Raw genomic sequence first — 17,452 nt, forward strand, 5'->3', positions numbered from 1 at the left:
AGCGCATGCTTGTCGTGCACGTTCGCTGCTGTCACCACGGCGCTGTGTGTCAGCCCCGTTTGGCTGTCCACCCCGATGTCGGGTAGCGGTAGCGCATTACTGCGCCACCGCCCCCTAAGAACCGGACGTGCGAGTCGCCCCGCATCCGGCTCAAGCCATTCACCAGCACCAGCGTTGGTACCGGGCAATCAATCGTCAATCGTGGTTCGACGGCGGGCAAAGTAAGACGACCACGCGGGGTCAAACGGATTGGCCTGGCCACGTACCTTCACGTGACGGACAATCGGAACCGCCGCCGCCCGAAACAGCCGGGTTACCCCGTGGGCTTGTGACCGGGCAGTAAATGCCCAGGTACGGTTCCCCTCTACGCGAAAGTATTTGTGTTTCACCCAGCCCGCGCCTTTCGTGGGGTGCCGACGCATCGCCCAATTGATAAGAGCCGCTCTCGAGTGAACCGAGCAGCCGAGCGACAACCTCCACGCCGGTGGGCGTATCAATGAGTTCAGAGGGCTTCCGGCCGCCCGCTGATCTCCCGGGCCCTAGGCCGTTCAGTGGCATCGTCTCGGGCCCGGGTCCTCCCTAGTATGTGCAAAGTCTGGCTACGTCCGCATGAGCGGGTGCAAGGCAACTTGCCCCGGTCACACACCGCGCGAGCGGGGGAATGCCCCCTGTGCCATGGCCATTGGTCAGCGGTCCTGCCTCGTGTCCCATACCCGGAGCACAAACACTGTGGTGGGTGGATCGGCGTACGCAGGCTTGATTTCGAGATGGATTTCGTATCGCCCGCCCAAGCACACCCACTTGTGAACCTCGCGGGGCGGCGGGCCGTCGTATCCATCCAGTTCTTCCCCAAGCCGGTGGTGGTGGTCCTCGCCCAGCTTCTTCGCTTCGGCCAACAGTGCCTTAACTACCTTTCGCGCCACTGTGACATCGTTGTAAAGCTTGACGTGATCAGCGATCTGAGCGAGGTCAGACATCGCCTTGCTGGTCAGTTCAACAGGCACGGTCATGCATGCGGCACCGGCCGTTCCTTTTGCGTCCCGAGGCTATCCGCCCACGCTTCGGCTTGCTCCATCGAAACCACATGGCCCGCGTCAACGTCGTCCAAGCCCTCCTGGATCAGACGTCGCTTTTCCTTTTCACGCGCCAGGTACGCGATCAGGGCCTTCTTAATGATCCATTGCTTCGGGCGTTCAATCTGCTCGGCCAGGGCGTCAACCTCCTCGGCCAACGCCACGGGTACCTGCGCAGTCAGGGTCCGGGTTGTTACTGTTGCGGTCATTACTACCCCTATTATGCGTTTTCAATAGCTTCTATTATAAAACATTAAAGTGACTGTGGCGAATCGTCTGAAGGCTTGTGCCTTCCCGCAAACCTGGTCGCACGAGCGTATCGGAGATTGCCTCCTCCAGTTATGACCCGCACATCCTTTACAACTGACCAGTTCGGCGGCACGCTTGGTGCAGGAAAGCCTCACGCCGATGCGACCGCGAATTGCGGACGTCTCAATGCGCTTTGACAACCGGCGTCCCGGCGGTGAGGCTTGGGCAGGAGGGGCCCGTGGGTGATCACCGAGGCAACCGAAGGAAGCGCGTGATGCCCCGTCTGGACGGTATAGCGGAAACGATGCTGTGGACGCTTTACGACCGGGCGTGTGAAGCACGACGTCCCGACGGCGTGCTGGTCGATCCGGACAGCGTGCGCATGTGCGAGGCAATCGATTACGATTTCGAGCACCATTTCGGCCATCCCCCCGGATCGTTCGCGGCTCGAGCGGCGGAAATCGATCATCTCTTGCGGCGCTGGCTTGAACGCCATCCGGACGGGCTTGTCGTGTCACTTGGAGAAGGCCTCGAAGCCCAGGCGCGACGGGTCGACAATGGTCGGATGCGCTGGCTGTCGGTCGATTTGCCGGCGGCCATCCAGTTGCGCGAGCGCTTCCTCGCCCCGACCGAGCGCTTTCGTCACGTCGCCGCGAGTGCATTCGACTCGGACTGGATGGATAAGATTGACCCATCGTCCGACATTTTTATCGTGGTCCAGGGTCTCCTTATGTACCTTGAACCGGATGCGGTGAGACGCCTGTTCGTCCAGATCGTAGAGCGTTTTCCAACGGCCGAAATCGCGTTTGACGTTATCCCACGCTGGTTCTCTCAGTTAACCTTGTGGGGGTTAAGGCAGACGCCGCATTTTCGTTTGCCCCCGATGCCCTGGGGCATCAACCGCAACGAGATCGAGTCGAGCTTGCGGAGTTGGTCTCCGCGCATCGCTGAGCTGAAGCTCGTGGACTACCGGACGCCCCATGGCTGGCCGAAGCTGCTTGAGGACTTGTTTCGTCTGATCCCGCTCGCACAGAACGATTTGCCTTGCCTGGTGCATGTCGTTTTACGAGATCGTCGCTGACGCGGCGACACAGATAACGGGCTGCCGAGATGGGCGGCGGCTGGCGAGCCGAGAGGCAGTTCTTGGCCCGTCTGCTGCCTCTCGTCGTGAATCGTCTGGGCACGAGCATTATTCACGGCGATGGCACCACGAGCGCGGCCAAGAAGGGCGGCGACAACCTCGGCTTCAGCGGGGCACAAGAAGGTCAAGGGCTGCAAGGTCGTTGCCCTGTGCGACCGCGATTGCAACGACCAAACCCCCCGCCCTGGGCGAGGCGCTGAACATCGATCGCTCCGATGTTGATCGGCTCAAGCATTCGCCTTCCCGCATTCCGGTCGGTGCCACGCTCGATCGCGAAGACCTTTTGCGGCTCGCGCTGATGTCGTCGGAAAACCGCGCGGCGGCCGCGCTGTCCCGCAACATCCCGGGTGGCCAGGCCACCTTCATCCGGAGCATGAACGCAAAAGCCCGTGAATTGGGCATGGCGCATAGCCACTTCGAAGACCCCACCGGACTGTCGCCACACAATGTCTCTACCGCACGCGATGTCGTCAGGTTGGCCGATGCTGCGTCACGCTATCCGCTGATCCGCGAGTTCACCACGCTGTCGAATTACATGGAAAAGGTTGGTGCACGAACGCTGCACTATCGCAACAGCGATCCGCTGGTGGGCCGGCCGGGGTGGGACATCGCGATCTCAAAGACCGGATTTACCAACGAAGCGGGCCGCTGCATCGCGGTGGAGGCCGATCTGGCAAACGGCCCGGTGATTGTCGCACTGATGGGCGCGCCGACTTCGGCTGCGCGCTCAACCGACTTGATGTCGATTCGGAATTGGCTGGAAGGTAACGCGACGCCGGTCATCGGACCACGGGCGCATTATGTGAACACATCAATGCATCGCCATAAGGGGATGGCCGTGCCGCGTGGCAACCAACTGCGGCTCATCGCGTATTCGGTAAAATCGGCGTCGAACGCACATGGGCCGACGAACAAGCATACGACCGCCAAGCTACACCGCAACCACCGTTCAAGCGCCCAGAGAGTTATCTGACAACAGCTTGACCTGACTCAAACAACGACCTATGCAAGCTTACGCCACTGGACGGTATGACAGGCTCGGCGTGAAACGGGCGCCAGGGAATCTGGATCGTCGGACGCTCAGTCACACGGCGGTATTTCCATTAGTCATGGAGACGAATTCACGGGCGAGCATTGGACGCGTTGTTGTTATTCTCGCTTGTCTTTGAAGAGAAGATCATCGGATCTCTATCGCCGTCCAGCAATGGCTGAAGCGCCAGCGCGAGCGAGTTCAGCAACTGCACCGATAGAGCGCTCGTGAAGTCATAGCGCGCCGCATACGGTTCGTGCACGTATGCGGTCAGCGTGCCAAAGAAGCGATCGCCGATCACGAAGACGAACGTCGCGGTCCGATTGACCTTGCGCGATTCGATCAGACGCCCGCCGCGCGCGAAGACATTGAAGCGTTGATCGCCGGTTCCCGTCTTTCCATACACTTCGAGCGTCCGGCCGTCGGGAAACGTCATGCCGTTCGCAAAGCGCTTTGCTGTACCGCCGAGCACGACGTCGCGCAACAATTGATGAATCACATCGGCGATCTCAGGCGACAAAACGGTGCGCGGTGCCGTCGATGCGCGAGCGAAGCGGGTTTCGTAGGGCGTGTCTTTCGCGAATTCCAGGCTGGCAATGCTCTGCGTCGGCAGCAGTTTTCCGTCGCTCGCGACAGTGCCGATCAGTTGTGCGAGCGCAACCGGCCGATCGCCAGACGCACCGATCGCCGCTGCGTACGACGGCGTCAGCGACGCAAACGGATAGCCCAGTGCGCGCCACGACTTGCCGATTTCCGTAAATGCCTGCAATTCGACCATACGTTTGATGCGCCGGTCCTGCGTCGCGTGATAGCGCGTCTTGAAGAGCCACGAATACGCGGTGAAACGCGCGTCGCGGCTCGCCTCCTGCAATTCGTTCGCGCTCGCGAGCGGGTGGTTCCGCAAGTAATTGACCGTCCACAGTTCGAGCGGATGCACGCTCGCGATATAGCCGCGATCGTTCAGGTTGAACTTGTCGATGCCGTATTTGCCGTAGAGCTTCGCGAGGTCTTCGTCTGACAGCGTCGCCGCCTTCGTGCCCTTCAGCGCGGCGCGCATCCGGGCGTCGAACCATGCTTGCGGCTCGTCAGGCGCCACGCTACGCAATACGGTCGCGAGCTTGGGGGGCGATTTGCGCACGTCGCGCAGCAGGACCGCAAGCGCTACATCGCCTGTCTTGCCGCGATACTTCGCGTAGAAGCGGTTCATGTACACGCGGCTTTCCTGATCGGCGAAACGCGTGAGATAGGCATGGCGTGCCGCAGGATCGTCGAGCCATTGCGACGCCGGTCCCGCGCTCTGGACCATCTGGTAGTGCACGATGTCGCGCATCATCCGCACGAACACCAGATTCACCGAGTGCTGGAACGCGCGATGCACGGTGAGGATGCGGCCGTTGTCGCTCGACTCGAAGTTGTTGAACGCCTGCGCGCCGCCGCCCGTGTAGAACGTCTCGCCGGGACTCGCGGAATACTTTCGCTCGATCGCGGCATCAAGCATCGCGCGCAGCGACGGGTCCGAGGCATGCGACAGGTAATCGAGCGCCCAGCGCGTCAGCACATCCTGCTTGTCGGACTTTACGCCGCGCAGTTCCGCCACGCTCATCGACGCATAGCGCGCATGCAGCGCGGCGACGATCTGCAGGTACGTGATCACCGTGCGCAGCTTCGCCGTCGAGCCGAGGTTCAGGCGCGCGCCCTGGTTAATGTCGAACGGCTGATTCACGCTGTCCGTCTGGACCCGCACGAGGTTCACTCCGTCGCGGCGCTCGAACAGCGTGAGGCTGTAGGCGATCTTCGACGGATCGTCCTGCGGGCGCAGCATATGAAAGCCATACAGCCCGGCCGCCTGTGCGCCATCGCGGGTGGCGGCGCGCGCGAGCCTTTCGCTGACGGCCTGCTGGACCGTGTTGTCGAGCGTGGCGGTGACCGTGAGGTCGAGCCGGTCGAGATCGTAGAAATTCGCCACGCCGAGCGTGGCGAGCAGATTCGCGCGCAGCGCGGTGACGCCCTTCCTCGTGACGAACGATACCGGCGGGCGCACGGCGGACGCGCGATTCAGTTCGAGCGAGACCTTGAGCGCGACGTCGCGCAGCGATGGGGAAATGATTCCGTTGGCGGCGAGCAGGCGCAGGTAACTGTCGGTCAGGCGCTCGAACTCCCGGTTCCCGGGGCGCAGGAAATGCGACGGCGCGCGCTGCGCGATCATCAGCGACAGCACCTGCTTGAACGCGAGCGCCTGCGCGTCCAGCATGTCGACAGAAGGCGGCGCGTTCAGGATCCGGTTGAATTCGTCGAAGTCGCGGCCGTACCACGCCGCCAGCCCATCGCCGATGCCGCTAATCTCGCCGATGCCTGGCTTCGCGGCAAACGGCACCGAGTTGAGATAACGCACGACGATCTGCCGGCGCGCGGGCAGCGTCTGAGGTCCGTCGAGATAGGCGCGCACCGAGGCCGATGCGATCTGGCGCAGCTTCTCCGCCGGCGTCGTGGTGCGCCCGCCCGGCGAGTGGCGGAACTTTTCGATCTGTGTGGCGAGCGTGCTGCCGCCTGGGCTCGGCTGATGCCGGTCGATCACGCGCACACCCTGGTCGATCAGCGCGCGGCTGAAACGGCTCCAGTCAATCGCCGGATTACGGTTCGGCTGGCTCGTGTCGAGCAGGTTGCGGTCCTCGATGAAGAGCAGCGCGTTGACGACGAGCGGCGGGATTTCGTCGAAGCTCGTGTAGATCCGGTTCGGATAGCTTGCGCTGAAAAGCGGCGCGCCGTGGGCGTCGAGCAGCATGAGTCCCGCTTGGTCCTTTTCGTCGTAAGGCAGGAAAAGGCCACGGTCCGCCAGCGACGCCATCGTGGCGGAGTCGCGTGCCTGAGCGGTGACCTGATAACCGCGTGCGTTCAGGTGTTGCTCGAAGGACGGCAGCGATGCGTAACCGAGACGCACGTCGTACGGGCCCGTCGAGGAAAACCGGATGCTGGTGCTCGGGCCATCGGCGACGGTGAAGGCGATATCGCGTCCCAGTTCGGAGAGATAACTCGCCTGCCGCTGCGATGTCTGGATTTCAATCTGCGCCATGCGGGCGGCAACGACGCACGCGAGCAAAAATGCCACGACCAACAGCCATTTGCCCCATCGCCAGACCGGGAAAATGCCGGTTGCACGAGGGGAAGTTCGAACCACCGGCCGATTCATGGCGGTGTCTCCCAGACAGCTGCCGAATTGCAATTGCACCCGTCGATAGTCTAGCCCCGAAAAGGGGGCCAGCCCGCCGCGACTTACCCGACTTGTTGGATTGGGCCGACATCATCGATCAAACTTGCGATCGATACACATGTGCCAAAGGACGATTGGCAAATTGCTCAAGGCAAACGCTGCGGCAGCGGCGGGCTGGTCGTCGACGGGCGCAATCTGTGCGCTAAGCCGGCTTACGTGAATGCCGGCGTTTCGCAGACTTGATGGAACGGACGAACTGCATGAACCGATGCCAACGGGCATCCACAAGAATTGTGTCTGCCGGGACAATATAGGACTAAAATGGTATTCATTGAAGAATAACGGTGGCGACCATGCTGAGACTGAGCAAACTGACCGACTACGGCACGGTGATCATGACCCACATGGCGCGCGAGCCTGATCGCATCTGTAGTGCCACCGAGGTGGCGGTCGCGATCGGCGTGCCGGTGCCAACGGCGAGCAAGATCCTGAAGATGCTGGCGCGGCAAAACCTGCTGCAGTCGCTGCGCGGCGCCAAAGGCGGCTACGTGTTGGCGCGACCGCCGGGCGAAATCTCGATCGCCCAGGTGATCAATGCGATGGAGGGACCTGCCGGCATGACCGAGTGCAGCATCACGGCCGGCTTGTGCGTACAGGAAGGCTGGTGTTCCATCCGCGCGAACTGGCAACGCATCAACCAGGTGATTTTTCATGCCCTGAACGACGTGACGCTGACAGACATGATGCAACCGACGTTCCACCCGGTGAATATTGGTGCGCTTCGCACCTGGAAGCCGCACGCGCCGAAGTGAGGCATCGAGGCGATAACGCGGTAACCGAAGGCAGAAAATGGCGACCCCAGCACACAAACTTGACGAACTGATCAGCCAAAACTACCAACATGGCTTCTACACGTCCGTGGAAACGGACACGGTGCCGTGTGGTCTGAACGAGGGCGTGATCCGCATGATTTCGGCCATGAAGGACGAGCCGGAATTCATGCGCGAGTGGCGCCTCAAGGCCTATCGGCACTGGCTGACCGTGTCCGAGCCGCACTGGGCGTCGGTGAAGCATCCGCCCATCGACTACCAGGACATCGCTTACTATTCCGCACCGCGCTCCCAGAAGGCCGGGCCCAAGACACTCGATGAGGTCGATCCCGAACTGCTTCGGACCTACGAGAAATTGGGTGTGCCGCTGCAGGAGCGCGCGTTGCTTGCGGGGGTCGCCGTAGATGCGGTGTTCGACAGCGTCTCGGTGGCGACCACCTTCAAGCAGAAACTGGGCGTACTCGGCATCATTTTCTGTTCGTTTTCCGAGGCCGTGCGGGAGCACTCCGACCTGGTCCAGCAGTACCTTGGCACGGTCGTGCCCTATACCGACAACTTCTTTGCCACGCTCAACTCGGCGGTGTTCAGCGACGGTTCGTTCTGCTATATCCCGCCCGGGGTGCGCTGCCCGATGGAGTTGTCGACCTACTTTCGTATCAATGCCCAAAAGACCGGCCAGTTCGAGCGCACCTTGATCATCGCCGACAAGGGGGCTTACGTCAGCTATCTCGAAGGCTGCACCGCGCCAATGCGCGACGAGAACCAGTTGCATGCCGCAGTGGTGGAGCTGATTGCCCTGGAAGGCGCACAGATCAAATACTCGACCGTGCAGAACTGGTATCCAGGCGACAAGGAAGGCAAAGGTGGCATTTACAACTTCGTCACCAAACGCGGCGACTGCCGCGGCGCCCATTCGAAGATTTCGTGGACTCAGGTGGAGACCGGCTCGGCGATCACCTGGAAGTACCCAAGTGTCATCCTGCGGGGCGACAATTCGGTTGGCGAGTTCTCGTCGGTCGCGTTGACCAACCATTACCAGCAGGCGGACACCGGCACCAAGATGACCCACATCGGCCGGAACACGAGGAGCACGATCCTCTCCAAGGGCATCTCGGCCGGCCACGGGCAGAATACCTACCGCGGGCTGGTGAAGATGGCGAAAAGCGCCATTGGCGGGCGCAACTACTCGCAGTGCGACTCTTTGCTGCTGGGCGACAAATGCGCCGCCCACACCTTCCCGTATATCGAGGTCAAGAACCCCACTGCCCGCGTCGAGCACGAGGCCTCCACCTCGCGCATCGGCGAGGACCAGCTGTTCTATAGCCAAAGCCGCGGCATCTCTGCCGAGGATGCGGTATCGATGATCGTGAATGGCTTCTGCAAGGAGGTGTTCAAGGAGCTGCCGATGGAATTCGAAGTGGAAGCGCAGAAGCTGCTGGGCGTGAGCCTGGAAGGCAGTATCGGTTAAGGGGCGCCCGCATCAGAGCGAGGATCGACAATGCTTGAAATCCGAAACCTACACGTCGCCGTCGACGACAAGCCGATCCTGCGGGGCATCGATCTCACCGTGAAGGCCGGCGAAGTGCACGCCATCATGGGCCCGAATGGTTCGGGCAAGAGCACCCTCGCCTATGTGCTGGCCGGGCGAGACCGCTACGTCGTGACCGACGGTGAAGTCCGCTACGACGCCCTGAATCTGCTTAACATGCCGCCCGAGGAGCGGGCACGGGCGGGCATCTTCCTGGCCTTCCAGTATCCGGTGGAAATTCCCGGCGTCTCCAATATCTACCTGCTCAAGGCGGCGCTCAACGCGATCCGCAAGCACCGCGGCGAGCAGGCACTGGACGCGATGGACTTCCTCGCGCTGGTGAAGGATAAGCTCAAGCTCATGGAGATGGACCCAAACCTGCTTTACCGGTCGGTGAACGAAGGTTTTTCTGGTGGCGAAAAGAAACGCAACGAGATCCTGCAGATGGCAGTGCTGGAGCCCAGGCTCGCCATCCTTGATGAGACCGACTCTGGCCTGGACATCGACGCGCTCAAAATCGTCGCCAATGGCATCGACGCCATGCGCAGTTCCGAGCGAGCCATCGTGCTCGTGACCCACTACCAGCGGCTGCTCAACTACGTCGTGCCGGACCAGGTCCACGTAATGGCACAGGGTCGCATCGTGAGGTCCGGCGGGCGCGAACTGGCGCTCGAACTGGAGAATCGCGGCTATGCCTGGACCGACACGCAGGCGGCCACCCAAGCGGAGGCCGCCCCGTGAGCGTGACCGCACTGGAACACTATATCGCCGAGTTCACCCGCGTCGAGGCCATCCTGCCTGGTCGACGCCTGCCTTGGTTGACGCGCGCGCGCAAAGAGGCGCTGGCACATTTCGCGCAAGCCGGATTTCCGACGCGACGTCAAGAGGAATGGAAATACACAAGCGTGGCCGCGCTTAAGAGTAGCCGCTTTGCCGTGGCACCGGAGCATCCGGACGACGGCCCGACCGCTGCGGTGGGGGTGCAAAGCGAAACGCTCGCCTTGCCCGACACGCATCTGTTGGTATTCGTGAATGGCCGACACCAGCCGCAATGGTCGCGCCTCGGCGCCCTGCCCTCCGGCGTGACGCTCACCAGTCTCGCCGCCGCGTTGGAGCGCGAACCAGAGCGCCTCGAAGACCTGATTTGCCGCCGCGCGCACAACTATCCGTCTGGCTTCGCGGCGTTGCACGCGGCGTTTATGGCCGACGGTGCCTATATCCGCTTGGGGGCAGGTGCCGCGCTCGGAAAGCCGATTCACCTGCTGTTCCTTGCCACCGAGCCCGGCTTGGTAACACATCAGTACAATGTCGTGATTGCGGACGCAGGGAGCCGCGTTGCAATCGTCGAGCACCACGTGGGTACCTACGGTTTGGCCTATTCCACCAACACCCTCACCGAGATCATCGCCGCGCACGACGCACAGGTCGAGCATCACAAGCTGCAACAGGAGAGCCTCAAGGCGTTCCATATCGCAGGCGTAAATGTGGACCAGCAGCACGGCAGCCGCTTCGCCTCCAGCTCGTTTGCCCTAGGCGGCGAGTTGGCGCGGATCGACATCAATGTCGGGCTCAATGCCGAGCGCAGCGAATGCACGCTTGACGGGCTGTACATGACGGGCGACCGGCAGCATGTCGACCATCACACCCGTATCGACCACACCAAGCCGCGCGGCAAGAGCCGCGAGTTCTACAAAGGCGTATTGGCTGGCGCCTCGCGCGCCGTGTTCAACGGCAAGGTGGTCGTGCATCCCGATGCCCAGCAGACCGATGCGCACCAGTCAAACCACAACCTCTTGCTGTCCGAGAATGCCGAGGTTGACACCAAGCCCCAATTGGAGATCTACGCCGACGACGTCAAATGCAGTCACGGCGCGACCGTCGGCCAGCTCGACGCCGACCAGATCTACTACCTGCGTTCGCGCGGGGTGGACGATCTATCGGCGCGGGCCCTGCTGACCTTTGCCTTCGCCAGGGATGTCGTCGAACGGTTAAGCCTGTCCCCGTTGCGATCGCGGCTGGAGAAGCTATTACTCGGCCAGCTACCCGAGCAAGTGAGGGAACTGCTATGAGCACCGCAGCGAACGAACTGACAGTGCGGGAGCGTGCGGTAGCGACTGGTCCCCTGGACGTCACCCGGCTGCGCCAGGATTTCCCGATCCTGCGCCAGACGGTCGATGGCAAGCCTCTGGTCTACCTGGACAACGCCGCGACCAGCCAGAAGCCGCAAAGCGTGATTGAGTGTGAAGCGCATTACTACACCGCGCTCAACGCCAACATCCACCGCGGCGTGCATAGCCTGAGCCAGCAGGCGACCGACGCATTCGAGGCAGCGCGCGAGGCAGTGAAATGCTTCATCAACGCGGCCAAACGCGAAGAGATTGTGTTCGTACGCGGTACGACCGAGGCCATCAATCTCGTGGCGGCGAGCTATGGGCAGCGCCTGCGGCCCGGCGATGAGATCCTGATCACCGCGATGGAGCACCACTCCAACATCGTCCCGTGGCAACTGGCGTGCGAGCGAACGGGTGCCATGTTGCAAGTCGCACCAATCGATGATACCGGCAAGCTGATGCTGGAAGAATTCGCGCGTTTGCTTGGCCCGCGCACAAAGCTGGTCGCCGTGACCCATCTCTCTAACGCGCTTGGCACCGTTAACCCGGTGCAGCACATCATTGATCTGTCGCATGCCAAGGGCATTCCGGTACTGGTCGATGGCGCTCAAGCTGTGCCTCATCTCAAGGTAGACGTGCAGGCACTCGATTGCGATTTCTACGCCTTCTCGGGGCATAAACTCTACGGCCCCACCGGCATCGGCGTGCTCTACGGCAAGGCCGCGCTGCTGGACGTGATGCCGCCTTATCAGGGTGGCGGCGACATGATTCGCGAGGTCACATTCCACAAGACCACTTACAACGACCTGCCCTACAAGTTCGAGGCAGGCACGCCCAACATCGCTGGCGTTATCGGTCTCGGCGCGGCGATCGACTATGTGAGTGCGGTCCGCCTCGAGGCCGTCGCCGCCCACGAGCACGGGCTGCTCGCCTACGCCACCGCGCAGGCGAGCGAGATCGTCGGCCTGCGCATCATCGGGACGGCCACAGACAAGGCGAGCATCCTCTCGTTCACCCTGGATGGTGTGCATCCCCATGACGTCGGTACCATTCTCGATTTTGAAGGCGTGGCGGTGCGTACCGGCCACCATTGCGCCATGCCCGTGATGGCGCGGTTTGGCGTACCGGCCACGGTGCGCGCCTCCTTTGCACTGTACAACACGTGTGAAGAAGTGGATGCGTTGTTCCGCGCCGTCCGCAAAGCACAAGAGGTATTCGCCTGATGTCTGACTTGCGAGATCTCTACCGGGACGTCATCGTCGACCACAGTCGCACCCCCCATAATTTCGGGCGGCTGATAGGAGCGAACCGCAGCGCCGAGGGCTTCAACCCGCTGTGCGGCGACAGGCTCACCCTGTACCTGAAAGTCACGGATGGCGTGATCGAGGACGTGAGCTTCGAGGGTTCGGGCTGCGCCATCTCGACCGCCACGGCCTCGCTCATGACGGAAGCGCTGAAGGGTAAGACCGAGGCACAGGCGCAGGCGCTGTTCTCCAGTTTTCATGCGCTAGTGACCGGGGGCAAAGCGGCACAGGCGAGCGTGCCGTTAGGCAAGCTTGAGGTGTTGAGCGGCGTGTGCGAGTTCCCGGCGCGAGTGAAGTGCGCCACCTTGGCCTGGCACACGCTGCAAGCGGCGTTGCGTAACAAGACCGAACCGGTTTCGACGGAGTGAAACGATGAGCATGATCGATTGGCTGCACAAGGCCGAGCAATGCGAGGTTAAGCTCCAGACCGACCCAGAGGGCCTGGAAGGCCAGGTGATCGCGGCGTTGCGTACCGTGTATGACCCGGAGATTCCGGTCAATATCTACGATCTGGGCTTGGTGTACGCGGTGGAAGTGGAGGAAGCCAGCCACAAGGTGCGCATTTGCATGACGCTGACCGCCCCGGGCTGTCCAGTCGCGCAGACCTTCCCCGCGACGGTAGAAAGCGCGGTCATGGACGTCAGCGATGCGAGTGAAGTCGAGGTTGAATTAGTGTGGGACCCGCCTTGGTCGAAAGATCGGATGAGCGAAGCGGCGCGCCTGGAACTCGGACTCCTCTGACATGACTGAGTGGATCGATGTCGCACTGGCCGAGGAGCTTACGCCTGGGACATGCCGCACCGTCGATATCGACGGGGTGCGGATCGCGGTATTCAACGTAGGCGGCAGCTACCACGCCATCGAAGACGTCTGCTCCCACGAGGCCGAACCTCTTTCCGGAGGCGAAGTGGAAGGCTCGGAAATCATCTGTCCGCGCCACGGAGCGCGCTTTTCCCTCATCACCGGCGCGGCGCTGTCGCCGCCCGCCTATGAACCGGTGGCAACGTTTCCGATTCGGGTCCTGGAAGGCAAGGTGCAGGTGAAAGACGACCGCTGGGATTAGCTGCACCTGGCAAGCGAAGTCGCGGCCGAACCACGCGGAGACGCCATCGCCGATGCCGTTGATCGTTCCGATGCCGGGCTTCGCGGCAAGCGGCACCGAGTTGAGATATCGCACGACGATCTGCCTGCGCGTAGGCAGTGTCTGCGGTCCGTTCAGATAGGCGCGCACGGACGCCAAAGCGATTTGCCGCAGTTTCTCGGACGGCCGCCCGGCGAGTGGCGGAATTTTTCGATCTGCGTGGCGAGCGTGCTGCCGCCCGGCCGCCTGATAACCATCATCCGGCCAATGCTGGGTTTCAAGTCATTTCGCTGCGCGCGAATCATTCTGGATGGAATTTAACTGATGTACATGCTGCGCAAAGGACAGTTGAAGGGCGAGCGTGGCCAAGCTCCGTCTGCTGCTCAACAGTTCTATTACCTTGCCGTGCAATCCGTTCGGCCTCCACGCCAATTCCGTCCGCGGTCCTTACTGCGACAGTGCCTACGGCAATACTTCGAATCCGCAGGACTGGCGCAATCGAGGTGATCCTCGAGCCGCTCAGGAATCCTCATGCCAGACGCTACCCCGCCTTCGGCGCGTGTCGCTCCACTGTTTGCCCTGCTGCCCTTTCTGCGCCCTTATGCCGGGCGCGCTGGGCGCTCGCCTTCGCGGCGCTGGTGACGGCGGCGGGCGCGACACTGGCGTTGCCAGTGACCTTCAAATACCTGATCTACCGGGGCTTCGCCGGCGGCAACCGGGCGCACATCGGCACATCGACCGCTATTTCTTGGCGCTATTCGTCGTTTCGCTGGTATTGGCCGGGGCCACGCCGGTGGCGCAGGCCGAGGCCGCCGAGCCGCTGCCGGCGCGCGGGGACTGCATCCGCCTCGACAACGTTGGTTTCTCGTATCTGTCCCGCCCCGGCGCCGCCGCCCTCTCCGGCATCTCGCTCAACGTCCGCCCGGGCGAGCATGTGGCACTGGTCGGACCGTCCGGCGCCGGCAAGACCACCTTGTTCCAACTGCTGCTGCGATTTTACGACCCGCAGGCCGGCAGCATCCTGATCAACGGGGTGCCGACGCGGGACGTGCCGCTCGCCGAGTTACGCCCGGATATCGGGGTGGTAATGCAGGAATCGGTTATCTTCTCCGGCAGCCTGCTCGACAACATCCGCTACGGCACCCCCGAAGCCACCCTCGCGCAAGTCCAGCGGGCCGCCGAAATGGCCGCTACGACCGACTTTATCGAAGAACTGCCGCAATGCTACGACACGTTTCTCGGTGAGCGTAGGGTACGGCTCTTTGGCGGACAGCATCAGCGCATCGCGATCGCACGCGCGATCCTGAAGAATCCGTCTATCCTGCTGCTTGACGAGGCCACCAGCGCGCTCGATGCTGCCAGCGAACGGCTGGTGCAACGGGCGCTGGACAATGCGGCGCAGAATCGCGCCACGCTGGTCATCGCTCACCGCCTCGCTACCGTGCAACAAGCCGACCGCATCGTCGTGCTGGAGCAAGGCCGCATCGTCGCGCAAGACCGTCATGCCGAACTCCTGCAGAGCTCGCCGCTCTATGCGAAGGTTGCCGCCCTGCAGTTCGGCGAGCCGCTAAAGCAGGCCTGCGCCCACGCCGACCCATCCGGATGATGGTAAGCGTCATCTGAAGGCCGCATGTACAGATAGCTGGATAGTGTCCAAAGTAGTCCCCACCAAATAAGTGACGGGGACTACTTTGTCTAAAGATGAGATGCAGATTTCGAATCGCAAGGGCCGACCGAACTACGATCCGGCCTACAAACGACAGGTCGCGATCGCGGCCTGTGAATCCAATGTTTCCGTGGCTAAACTGGCTCAGGCCCATGGACTCAATCCAAATATGGTTTTCAAATGGCGCCGCGAATACCGCGCCGGGTTGCTTAGCAACGGCGGCGCTGAAGCGACAGTGCTACTCCCTGTGACCTTGCCAACGGAGGTAAAAGCGAAGGCATCCACGGCCCCGGCGGTAGCTGCAAATCCTGAGGGGCCTGCGCGTGATGCAGCAAGCATCGAGATCGAGCTCAATGGAGCGCGCGTTCGGCTCACTGGCAGGGTCGACCCCGTTCAATTACGTTTAGTGCTGCGTTGTCTGATGCCCGTATGATCGCACCTCCTTCCGGTACCCGTATTTGGCTGGCCGCTGGCATTACGGACATGCGTCGCGGCATGGACGGCCTCGCTACTCTTGTTCAATCCACTCTGGAACTTGATCCGTTTTCTGGTCACGTTTTCGCCTTTCGTGGACGGCGTGGTGACATCATTAAGATTTTGTGGCGGAGCGGCGACGGCATAAATCTTTATGCGAAGCGTCTTGAGCGCGGCCGTTTTATCTGGCCCCAGGCCGAATCGGGCAGCATTCATCTCTCCGCAGCCCAGCTTTCGATGCTCCTAGAGGGCATTGACTGGCGACGGCCTGAACGGACCTGGCAGCCTACTCGAGCAGCTTAAAAAAAGCCTCTGCGCAAGCGTTCAGAAGCGGCGGGCATGTTTTAAAATAACAAGCATGCCCGCTAGTTCCCTTCCTGACGACATCGCCGCCCTCAAGCGCATGCTGGCTTCGCGCGACGAGACGATTGCCCAGCTGGTGGCTGAGATTGCACGTCTTAAACGCTGGCAGTACGGTCGTTCATCGGAGCGTATGACTGAGCTGATGGATCAGCTCGAACTGGCCCTTGGAGATTTGCCCGTACAGCAGGTGCTGAGCGTTCCAACTACAGACTTGCCCGTCGAAGGCGAAACGGTCGATTCGAAGGAAACAGACAAGGCCGTTGCTCGTCGCCGCAAACCACGCACGTTTCCCGACCACCTCCCACGTGAGACCCTGGTTCATGCGCCCGCGACTTGTGACTGTCCCGAATGCGGAACCCATATGCGTGCGCTCGGCGAAGACGTTTCCGAGATGCTCGATTATGTGCCGGGTTACTTCAAGGTGACTCGGCACGTGCGTCCCAAACTAGCGTGTGGTCGCTGTTCCAAAGTCGTGCAGGTTGCTGCTCCTTCCCGCCCAATCGCGAGGGGTATGGCCGGGGCGGGTCTGCTGGCTCAAGTAGTGGTTTCCAAATACGCTGACCATACCCCGCTGTATCGACAAGCAAGCATCTATCGTCGTGCAGGCATCGAGCTTGATCGCGCAACGCTGGCTTCTTGGGTGCGCGAAGCAGGTCGCCTCCTTGAACCCCTGGCCGACGCCATAGGTCAGTATGTCCTGCAGGCGCAAAAGATCCATACCGACGATACGCCGGTGCCAGTGTTAGATCCCGGTCGCGGAAAGACACGCACGGCGCGACTATGGACGTATGTGAGAGACGATAGGCCAGCAGGCAACCAGGCGCCGCCAGCGGTCTGGTACCAGTACTCGCCTGACCGCAAAGGCGAAAGGCCCAGAGCACATCTCGAGGGCTATTGCGGAATCCTGCAAGCGGATGCCTATAGCGGGTATTCCGCGCTATATCGCGATGGCCAGATTATCGAAGCCGCTTGCTGGGCCCACGCTCGGCGTAAGTACTATGACTTGTTCGAGTTAGACCGCTCTCCGATCGCCGAGGAGGCGCTGCTCCGGATCAGAGCCCTGTACGCAATTGAGAGGGATATCCGCGGACAAATGCCCGCCGTGCGTCAATCGGTTCGCCTGACGCGTGCGATGCCGCTTCTCATAAGCCTGAAGGTCTGGCTGGAACGAACGCTCTTGCAGGTATCGGTGAAGTCCGGCATAGCCAAGGCGATCAAGTACTCGTTGACACATTGGCAGGCGCTGACGCGTTACTGCGAAGATGGGCGCATCGAAGTGGACAACAACACCGCAGAACGCTCAATTCGCCCTCTAGTTCTTGGACGCCGGAATTATCTGTTCGCAGGGTCCGACGGCGGCGGCGAGAGCGCTGCGATAATCTACAGCCTGATCG

Annotated in this window: 16 protein-coding genes and 3 pseudogenes; 15 read left to right on the forward strand and 4 right to left on the reverse strand. The window is 61.6% G+C overall.

Annotated features, from left to right (window positions below):
* Positions 1–686 precede the first annotated feature (686 nt).
* Positions 687–1,010 (reverse strand): type II toxin-antitoxin system RelE/ParE family toxin, encoded by a 324-nt coding sequence (locus AWB67_RS30380; protein ID WP_087659840.1) that lies wholly within the window; start codon positions 1,008–1,010, stop codon positions 687–689.
* Positions 1,007–1,282 carry a CopG family ribbon-helix-helix protein gene (locus AWB67_RS30385; RefSeq protein ID WP_087659841.1) on the reverse strand — a complete coding sequence of 92 codons (276 nt, stop codon included), beginning with the start codon at positions 1,280–1,282 and terminating at the stop codon, positions 1,007–1,009. The genes AWB67_RS30380 and AWB67_RS30385 overlap by 4 nt, the downstream gene beginning before the upstream one ends.
* Before the next feature lie 314 nt (positions 1,283–1,596).
* Between AWB67_RS30385 and AWB67_RS30390 the strand changes: the two genes are divergently transcribed.
* Together AWB67_RS30390 and AWB67_RS30400 are read left to right on the forward strand one after the other, a co-directional pair.
* Positions 1,597–2,403, forward strand: coding sequence for a class I SAM-dependent methyltransferase (locus AWB67_RS30390; RefSeq protein ID WP_087659842.1), 807 nt, complete (start codon positions 1,597–1,599; stop codon positions 2,401–2,403).
* A 202-nt stretch (positions 2,404–2,605) separates the two neighbouring features.
* Complete coding sequence (locus tag AWB67_RS30400) at positions 2,606–3,436, forward strand: serine hydrolase family protein (RefSeq protein ID WP_087659843.1); 831 nt, start codon at positions 2,606–2,608, stop codon at positions 3,434–3,436.
* Between the two features lie 148 nt (positions 3,437–3,584).
* Here the strand turns inward: AWB67_RS30400 and AWB67_RS30405 are convergent, their stop codons facing one another.
* Positions 3,585–6,680 (reverse strand): transglycosylase domain-containing protein, encoded by a 3,096-nt coding sequence (locus AWB67_RS30405; RefSeq protein ID WP_087659844.1) that lies wholly within the window; start codon positions 6,678–6,680, stop codon positions 3,585–3,587.
* A 374-nt stretch (positions 6,681–7,054) separates the two neighbouring features.
* On the opposite strand from AWB67_RS30405, the gene AWB67_RS30410 reads away from it, so the two are divergent.
* From AWB67_RS30410 to AWB67_RS30445, 8 genes are read left to right on the forward strand one after another with little or no spacing between them, the layout of a single operon-like run.
* Positions 7,055–7,513 carry an SUF system Fe-S cluster assembly regulator gene (locus AWB67_RS30410; protein ID WP_087659853.1) on the forward strand — a complete coding sequence of 153 codons (459 nt, stop codon included), beginning with the start codon at positions 7,055–7,057 and terminating at the stop codon, positions 7,511–7,513.
* A gap of 37 nt (positions 7,514–7,550) precedes the next feature.
* Positions 7,551–8,999, forward strand: a complete 1,449-nt coding sequence (gene sufB / locus AWB67_RS30415) for a Fe-S cluster assembly protein SufB (RefSeq protein ID WP_087659845.1) — start codon at positions 7,551–7,553, stop codon at positions 8,997–8,999.
* Positions 9,000–9,029: 30 nt separating this feature from the next.
* Entirely contained in the window at positions 9,030–9,800 is a 771-nt protein-coding gene (sufC, locus tag AWB67_RS30420) for a Fe-S cluster assembly ATPase SufC (RefSeq protein ID WP_087659846.1), read from the forward strand.
* On the forward strand, positions 9,797–11,128 hold the full coding sequence (sufD, locus tag AWB67_RS30425) for a Fe-S cluster assembly protein SufD (RefSeq protein ID WP_087659847.1): 1,332 nt from the start codon (positions 9,797–9,799) through the stop codon (positions 11,126–11,128). Before sufC ends, sufD begins: the two co-directional genes overlap by 4 nt.
* Positions 11,125–12,393 (forward strand): cysteine desulfurase, encoded by a 1,269-nt coding sequence (locus AWB67_RS30430; protein ID WP_087659848.1) that lies wholly within the window; start codon positions 11,125–11,127, stop codon positions 12,391–12,393. Before sufD ends, AWB67_RS30430 begins: the two co-directional genes overlap by 4 nt.
* Positions 12,393–12,842, forward strand: a complete 450-nt coding sequence (gene sufU, locus AWB67_RS30435; protein ID WP_087659849.1) for a Fe-S cluster assembly sulfur transfer protein SufU — start codon at positions 12,393–12,395, stop codon at positions 12,840–12,842. The genes AWB67_RS30430 and sufU overlap by 1 nt, the downstream gene beginning before the upstream one ends.
* A 4-nt stretch (positions 12,843–12,846) precedes the next feature.
* Positions 12,847–13,215: an SUF system Fe-S cluster assembly protein gene (locus AWB67_RS30440; RefSeq protein WP_087659850.1), complete on the forward strand. Its 369-nt coding sequence runs from the start codon at positions 12,847–12,849 to the stop codon at positions 13,213–13,215.
* Between the two features lies 1 nt (position 13,216).
* Positions 13,217–13,537 carry a non-heme iron oxygenase ferredoxin subunit gene (locus AWB67_RS30445; RefSeq protein WP_087659851.1) on the forward strand — a complete coding sequence of 107 codons (321 nt, stop codon included), beginning with the start codon at positions 13,217–13,219 and terminating at the stop codon, positions 13,535–13,537.
* Positions 13,538–13,552: 15 nt separating this feature from the next.
* Here the strand turns inward: AWB67_RS30445 and AWB67_RS30450 are convergent.
* Positions 13,553–13,800 (reverse strand): annotated as a pseudogene (locus AWB67_RS30450) (transglycosylase domain-containing protein); the annotation flags it as partial.
* Between the two features lie 10 nt (positions 13,801–13,810).
* Here AWB67_RS30450 and AWB67_RS42230 point away from each other — a divergent pair.
* The 5 genes and pseudogenes from AWB67_RS42230 to tnpC all read left to right on the forward strand — a co-directional run.
* Positions 13,811–13,960, forward strand: a pseudogene (locus AWB67_RS42230) (IS6 family transposase); the annotation flags it as partial.
* 367 nt (positions 13,961–14,327) lie between these two features.
* Positions 14,328–15,161, forward strand: a pseudogene (locus AWB67_RS30455) (ABC transporter ATP-binding protein); the annotation flags it as partial.
* Positions 15,162–15,246: 85 nt separating this feature from the next.
* The gene (gene tnpA, locus AWB67_RS30460; protein ID WP_235007842.1) at positions 15,247–15,654 is read left to right on the forward strand and encodes an IS66-like element accessory protein TnpA; all 408 of its coding nucleotides are present in this window, start codon (positions 15,247–15,249) and stop codon (positions 15,652–15,654) included.
* On the forward strand, positions 15,651–15,998 hold the full coding sequence (gene tnpB, locus AWB67_RS30465) for an IS66 family insertion sequence element accessory protein TnpB (protein ID WP_087659852.1): 348 nt from the start codon (positions 15,651–15,653) through the stop codon (positions 15,996–15,998). Before tnpA ends, tnpB begins: the two co-directional genes overlap by 4 nt.
* Before the next feature lie 55 nt (positions 15,999–16,053).
* Positions 16,054–17,452, forward strand: a 1,399-nt coding sequence (gene tnpC, locus AWB67_RS30470; RefSeq protein WP_087659855.1) for an IS66 family transposase, incomplete at its 3' end; no start/stop codon positions are given.

This window comes from Caballeronia terrestris (assembly GCF_001544515.1).
GTDB classification, from domain to species: Bacteria; Pseudomonadota; Gammaproteobacteria; order Burkholderiales; family Burkholderiaceae; genus Caballeronia; species Caballeronia terrestris.

Bases quoted from the DNA above. Each gene is read 5' to 3' on its own strand.
- AWB67_RS30380 (WP_087659840.1), bottom strand. From the start codon at position 1,010: ATGACCGTGCCTGTTGAACTGACCAGCAAGGCGATGTCTGACCTCGCT.
- AWB67_RS30385 (WP_087659841.1), bottom strand. From the start codon at position 1,282: ATGACCGCAACAGTAACAACCCGGACCCTGACTGCGCAGGTACCCGTG.
- AWB67_RS30390 (WP_087659842.1), top strand. From the start codon at position 1,597: ATGCCCCGTCTGGACGGTATAGCGGAAACGATGCTGTGGACGCTTTAC.
- AWB67_RS30405 (WP_087659844.1), bottom strand. From the start codon at position 6,680: ATGAATCGGCCGGTGGTTCGAACTTCCCCTCGTGCAACCGGCATTTTC.
- AWB67_RS30410 (WP_087659853.1), top strand. From the start codon at position 7,055: ATGCTGAGACTGAGCAAACTGACCGACTACGGCACGGTGATCATGACC.
- sufB (WP_087659845.1), top strand. From the start codon at position 7,551: ATGGCGACCCCAGCACACAAACTTGACGAACTGATCAGCCAAAACTAC.
- sufC (WP_087659846.1), top strand. From the start codon at position 9,030: ATGCTTGAAATCCGAAACCTACACGTCGCCGTCGACGACAAGCCGATC.
- AWB67_RS30430 (WP_087659848.1), top strand. From the start codon at position 11,125: ATGAGCACCGCAGCGAACGAACTGACAGTGCGGGAGCGTGCGGTAGCG.
- sufU (WP_087659849.1), top strand. From the start codon at position 12,393: ATGTCTGACTTGCGAGATCTCTACCGGGACGTCATCGTCGACCACAGT.
- AWB67_RS30440 (WP_087659850.1), top strand. From the start codon at position 12,847: ATGAGCATGATCGATTGGCTGCACAAGGCCGAGCAATGCGAGGTTAAG.
- AWB67_RS30445 (WP_087659851.1), top strand. From the start codon at position 13,217: ATGACTGAGTGGATCGATGTCGCACTGGCCGAGGAGCTTACGCCTGGG.
- tnpB (WP_087659852.1), top strand. From the start codon at position 15,651: ATGATCGCACCTCCTTCCGGTACCCGTATTTGGCTGGCCGCTGGCATT.